Source organism: Candidatus Vagococcus giribetii (genome assembly GCF_017316185.1).
GTDB lineage: Bacteria > Bacillota > Bacilli > Lactobacillales > Vagococcaceae > Vagococcus > Vagococcus giribetii.
On record NZ_JAFLVX010000029.1, the window covers coordinates 24,917 to 31,219 of the forward strand.

Here is a 6,303-nt window from a genome sequence, read left to right on the forward strand (position 1 = left end):
TCTAAGCTTTTTTGTTTATGCTAATTGTTTCTTTTCTGCCTTTTCGACAGCAAATTTAATAAGTAGTGGTGAGAAAAGAGTTGTTAGAATAACAGCTACAATAATAGCAGAGTAGTGTCCAGGACTAACAAGTCCAATGTTTTCTCCCATTTTAACAATGATTAGGGCCATCTCACCACGAGAAACCATTCCTGCCCCAATGATTAAGGATTGCTCTTTACCAAGATGAGTCATTCGTCCACCAATGTAGCCACCAATTAATTTAGTAAGAGTTGCTAAAATGGTGAAGACAATGATTAACAGTGCGTACTCTTTAAAGGCTGATAGTTCAATGTCTAATCCAATAGAAACAAAGAAGACAGGGATAAATAATGAATAGCTAATAACTGATACATTGTGTTCCATTTTGTCTTTGCTTTCATGTTTAGAAAGTAATAGGCCAATAAAGAAAGCACCAATAACATCACTCATACCCACTTTTTCAGAAAGAATAGCAAAGGCAAAACATAAAACTAAAGCAAAGGCTGTTTCAACTTCTACTGCTACAATTTTTTTAACAAGTGCTAAAAGTGGATTTAAGATGAATTTTGCAAATAGGAATAGGCCTAAGAAGAATAGAATTTTTGTTCCTAGTAGTTCCCAAAGAAGACCAATACCATTAGGTGATGTACTATCCATACTTAGGAAAGCACTGAATAAACTGACAATTAAGACAACAGCAATATCATCTACAACAGCCGCTCCTAGAATAACAGAGCCTTCAGCGGTGTCTAAGCGTTTATATTCTTTAAGTACTTGGACGGAAATACTAACGGAAGTTGCGCTAAAAATAACTCCAATAAATAAAGCTTCTTTCCAAGAAATATCAAACAAGTGAGCAGCCCCACTTAAGAAGACCATAGGTAGTAAAATACCAAACAAAGCAACCATAACAGATGGTTTTAGGTATTTTTTAAGTTTGTCTAAGTCGCTTTCAAGTCCGGCTAAAAACATCAGTAAGATAACGCCGATTTCAGCAAACAGCGAGATAACTTCTGTGTGTAAGACAAGCCCTAGTAAAGCAGGTCCTAATATCACCCCAGTTAATAATTCTCCAATAACAGCAGGGATCCCAATTCGATGACATAAGTGACTAGCTAGTTTCGTTCCAATAATGATTAATATTAATGATAATAATAATTCAATTAACATATCTTCCTCCTTATTAAGTCAAAAAATACAAAAAAACGTGTGCCAAAGCGACTCTTCCCGCCCTGAAAGAGATAACCTTGAAGCACACGCTCAACCTTGTACATTTTATATATCTTTATTTTGCCATAGTTTTTTTACTTTTTCAACTGTTTTACTGATTAACAACAGGAGCGACGAAAGTTTCTCCTAGTGCTTCGATGCGTGCTTGCCACTCATCAACAGTTAAGTTGTTTTCAGGAATGTAGCGATTACGTTCATGGACACGGCACTCATGAGAGCAACCACGAACATACTTAGCTTCATTTTCTTCTGAACAGATAATTTGGCGGTTACACTCAGGGTTACCACAGTTAACGTATCTCTCTGAAGGCGTTCCGTCAAACCAATCTTTTCCAACAATAACAGGGTTCACATGGTTAATAGGCACACTAATACGTTCATCAAAGACGTACATAGCGCCATCCCATAGTTCACCTTGAACTTCAGGGTCACGACCATAAGTAGCGATCCCACCATGAAGTTGTCCGACATCTTTAAAGCCTTCACGAACTAACCAACCTGAGAATTTTTCACAACGAATCCCACCGGTACAGTAAGTGACAACACGTTTGTCCATAAACTGTTCTTTGTTATCGCGAATCCATTGAGGTAATTCTCTAAAAGAACGAATGTCTGGTCGGACAGCGCCTTTAAAATGACCTAAATCGTATTCGTAGTCGTTACGAGCATCGATAACAACAGTGTCTTCGTCTAAAATAGCTTCTTTAAATTCACTTGGTGATAAGTAATCCCCTGTTAATTCAAGTGGGTTTATATCGTCATGTAGAGATAAAGAAACTAACTCAGGACGAGGTCTAACATGCATTTTTTTGAAAGCTTGCTCTTCAGCTGGATCGATTTTAAAGAAGATATCTTTAAATCTGTCATCGGCACGCATGTGAGCGATGTATTTTTCAGTGTCTTCTGTTAAACCTGAAAGGGTACCATTAATTCCTTCGTTAGCAACTAAGATGCGTCCCTTTAAGTTAATTGATTTACAAAACTCTAAATGTTCAGCAGCAAAGCTTTTTGGGTCTTCTAATGGGACATATAAATAATAAAGTAATACTTGATATTTTGACACGCTTTCTTCCTCCTCTAGTTTGTACCAAACTATTATAGTTTAGACTTGATTGAAATAGCAACTTTAGTGCTTAATTCACAAAGGGAAAAGTCTTTTGCCTTCAAAGAAGAGTTGACGTTATGTTAAAATAAAGTTATCTTACTTAGAGAGTCTGTCAACAAGTGAACAAAGGAGCCAAAGGCATGAAGATTTGGGAAGAATTAAAAAAGCAATGGCGATTTATGGATGGGGTAGTCATCGTGTGTTTGGTGATTTTATCTTTTACACCCTTAATTGTGTTTGGAATGAACCAAAAAAATCAAACAGATGATAATGGATTGATTGCGATTATTAAAATAGATGGTAAGGAAGTAGATCGTTTTGAGTTAAACGAAAACACAAAACACTACGAAAAAACTTATTATCCAGGAAAAGATAAGTACAACATCGTTGAGATGGAAGGAACACGCATCCGGGTGAAGGAGGACAATAGCCCTGATCAAATAGCCGTTAGAACAGGTTGGATTAGCCGGGCAGGTCAAACAAGTATTTGTTTACCTCATAAATTAGTCGTAGAGCTTGTGTCTAAAGCACCAAGTGAAGAAGATGAGGATTTGATTATTAGTTATTAGGGAGTGGCGTAAATGATTAAAAAAGTAACAGAAAGACAAGATTTGGAAAAAATCCACGCATTAGCGAGTTATGCTTTTAACATTCAACACACAAAAGCACAAAAAGAAGCTTACCTTAAAAAGAATACGTTTATTGATAATTACGTAGACGAAACTGACTTAGGAATCACCAGTCAAATTGTTTGTTACCCGTATCAAGTTATGATTAAGGATAGAGTCATGAAGATGGCAGGGATTGGGGATGTAGCTAGTTACCCAGAGGTTCGAGGTAATGGAGGCATTCGTGAGATTTTTTCTACTATATTTGAGGATTTACATGAAAAAGGTGTTGAGTTATCTTATTTAGCTCCTTTTTCTCAAGCTTTTTACCGAAAATTTGGCTATGAAACCGTATTTGATTTTGAAGAAATGAGAATTCCTAAAGAAGTTATCACTCAGATTAAACCTGAAAAACAAGGCTACGTGAAACGCGTTGATTGGGAAGATGAGGGTGTTAAAGAGATCATCAAAGAGTTGTACGCTAAGACATTAGGTACAGAACATGGTGCTTTGATTCGTGAGGATTACTGGTGGGAGTACACCGTTGCTTCTAACGACCAGAAAAAGTTAGCAATTTGTTTTAATGATGACAATCAAGCTGTGGGTTACTTAATTTATGGGTTGATTGGTTCAACCGAGTTCCAACTGTATGAGATGGGCTATCAAACAAGCTTTGCATTAAGAAAATTAATGACTTTTGTAGCCAGTCATAATGGTAGTTTTGATGAATTTGTCTCAACGAATATTAGAGATACGATGGTGTTGGAGCTTTTAACAGAGATGAAGGATCTGACAAGAAAAACCTATAGCAATATGATGGTCAAGATTGTTAACTTTGAACAATTTATGACAAACTATCCTTTTGAAGTGATTGAAGAAACAAGAGAAATTTACGTTGATGTGACAGATACAAGTTGTGCTTGGAATAATGGTCAGTTTAAATTAGTCATCACAAATGGTATGTGTGAATGTACTAAAGTAGCGCAACCAGAACGTATTGATTATCGGGGAAGTATTCAACGATTTACTCAAGTCTTTATGGGACATCATTCTTTAGAAAAAGCCATTTGGTTAGAGTTAATTGAAGATAAGTCAATGACAGAGCCTTTAAAGGATTTAATTAACGCTCCTGTTCCACATTTATATGATTATTTCTAAGAAAAAAACACAGGTATCATCTCCTTATGAGGATAAGGAAGATGATCCTGTGTTTTTTGTTGTTAGGCTAAAGAATAATAGGCATAGAGTACTTAGTGTTAGTAATATTAATGAAATAACACTAATGGGAAAAGAACTTGGTAGTAGGATATGAGCAAAGCAAATACCTAGGTTAATCAATGAGGTTCTGTTGCAAAGTTTAAAAAGAGGATAGCAGGGGAAAATACTTTTTTACGTTTAATCTTTGCAACAGAACCCTATTTTTTACATCAGCTTGTTGATAAAATTTGATTCATGGCTCTTACAATTTTGTAACTAACCTGTAAGCTGTATCCATGGTGCCATCCCGTCATTTCATTTTATGATGTACTTCAAAAAATGAAACGAGGTCAATTAATGAAAAAGAAACTAGTAACAAGCCTTTTAGCAAGTACCTTAATCTTACAAATTATGGTCTCCTCAGGAATTTCTGTTAAAGCGAGGGAGTCTTTGACAAATGATAAAGTGGAAGAAAAAGACAAGCAGCCCTTATCTGAATTGCCTGAATCCCCAGCAGTATCTAGTAAAAAAGAGGGTTTTTCTGTTATGATTGAAGAAACAACAGATACTAGTTCTTTCGTAGCTGAGACTAATCAACTAACTGAGACACCAAAAGCACCTATTACCATTGACGATAACCTTGAAACGTCAGACTCTAAGAATCAATCAGATAATCAAAATCAGACGGAATCCTCTACACCTTCAGAACCAACAACAGATACTAGTTCTTCTAATCAACTTGAAGATAATGACAAGTCATTATCACCTTCTGACTCACAAGAGACTTCTGTTCGAAGGAAGCGAGGGCAATTAGAAGAAGCCGCACTATCTATTCCTAAAAACGATACTTCCACTACAGAAACAGCCGATTCATCTGTTCCAGAGAGTGACAAATCAATCACAGAAAACAGTTTTAATGAAAAGGAATATGATCAAGCGGTTGAAAAATACATAGACAATGCCAATGAAGAGGAGTTACAATTTCTATCAGAAGCTCAAACAGAAGAAGAAATGAAAGAAGCCCTAGAATACCTACTATTAAGTCAGATAGAGGAAGAATATGGCGTTGAATCATTAGCTGAGTTAAAGAAATATTTAAATGCTAAAGAAATAGAACAACTGGATAATGAACAAGATATCGCTAAATTTGAGGAACAGTTAACTAAGCTTTTTAATCAACGAGAGAAACAGAATGAAGTAGAAGCGTTAATTGATGAATTAGTACTTATGAGTACCGATGAAGAAATAGAAAAAATACAACATGCGTCGGAAGGTGAGTTGAAAGAGGTATTACTACAACTTTCTGAAGCTAAAACGGCACAACTTGAAACAGAGAGTAAGGATCGAGATAAACGTTTTGCCCCAGTATTAGCCTGGTGGGCAGCCACCAATACTGGAACCATTTTAACTGCAGCAGGAAATACAATAATAGTAGGGGGAGTCCTTTCTTTAGGAGGAATAGGTGCTCAAAAGGCTAAACAACGCTCACAAGAACGATCAAGAGCGAGAGCGGCAGAACAAGCTCGTGCGGCTCGTGCAGCTAGAATTAGAAATCAAATGGTAGCCAGAGCTGCGGCACAAGCTGCGCAAAGAGCTAGGAATTATGTGATGGCACAAGCGAGAGCTCAGGCTTTGGCAAAAGCAAGAGCCCAGACAGCAGCTATTGCTAGACAACAAGCGGCAGCCAGAGCAAGAGCTCAAGCAGCGGCCAATGCGCGCAGACAGTCAGCTGCGAGACCGTATATCACGACTAAACCGGTGAGAAAACCGGTGGTTAAAGCAAGACCAGTAACGCAATCGAAACCAAAAACAAAACCTGTAGCAAAACCACAGACTAAGCCTGTATCAAAGCTGAAGACAAAAACACCAGCTGCTTCTAAACCAGCTGTGAAGCCAGTGACTAAACCGAGTGGTTTGAATACCTATAAAGTAAGAGCAGGGGACTCAGTTTGGGGAATTGCAGAGCAATATGGTTTATCAGTGGCTAAATTCATTGAGTGGAATAGCATCAAAAATAACACCCTCCATCCAGGACAAGCAGTTCATTTAAAAGACCCAAAAGCCAATACAAGTAAATCTGAATCGAAGCCAGCGACTAAACCAGCAACAAAAGCCGTTGATTCAAATATGTATAAAGTAAGA

At 37.2% G+C, this 6,303-nt stretch carries 5 protein-coding genes; 3 read left to right on the plus strand and 2 right to left on the minus strand.

What is annotated here, in order from left to right:
* Window positions 1-15: 15 nt before the first annotated feature.
* Window positions 16-1,191, minus strand: a complete 1,176-nt coding sequence (locus DOK76_RS10960; protein ID WP_242542292.1) for a cation:proton antiporter — start codon at window positions 1,189-1,191, stop codon at window positions 16-18.
* Window positions 1,192-1,342: 151 nt separating this feature from the next.
* Window positions 1,343-2,314, minus strand: a complete 972-nt coding sequence (gene trhO, locus DOK76_RS10965; protein ID WP_206967724.1) for an oxygen-dependent tRNA uridine(34) hydroxylase TrhO — start codon at window positions 2,312-2,314, stop codon at window positions 1,343-1,345.
* A gap of 161 nt (window positions 2,315-2,475) precedes the next feature.
* Here trhO and DOK76_RS10970 point away from each other — a divergent pair, with 161 nt between their 5' ends.
* From DOK76_RS10970 to DOK76_RS10980, 3 genes are all read left to right on the plus strand, one after another.
* Window positions 2,476-2,925 carry a NusG domain II-containing protein gene (locus tag DOK76_RS10970; protein ID WP_370590131.1) on the plus strand — a complete coding sequence of 150 codons (450 nt, stop codon included), beginning with the start codon at window positions 2,476-2,478 and terminating at the stop codon, window positions 2,923-2,925.
* Between the two features lie 12 nt (window positions 2,926-2,937).
* A complete protein-coding gene (locus tag DOK76_RS10975) occupies window positions 2,938-4,122 on the plus strand; it encodes a GNAT family N-acetyltransferase (RefSeq protein ID WP_206967728.1) in 1,185 nt (394 codons plus the stop codon).
* Window positions 4,123-4,518: 396 nt separating this feature from the next.
* The coding region (locus tag DOK76_RS10980; protein ID WP_206967730.1) for a LysM peptidoglycan-binding domain-containing protein at window positions 4,519-6,303 on the plus strand (1,785 nt) is incomplete at its 3' end.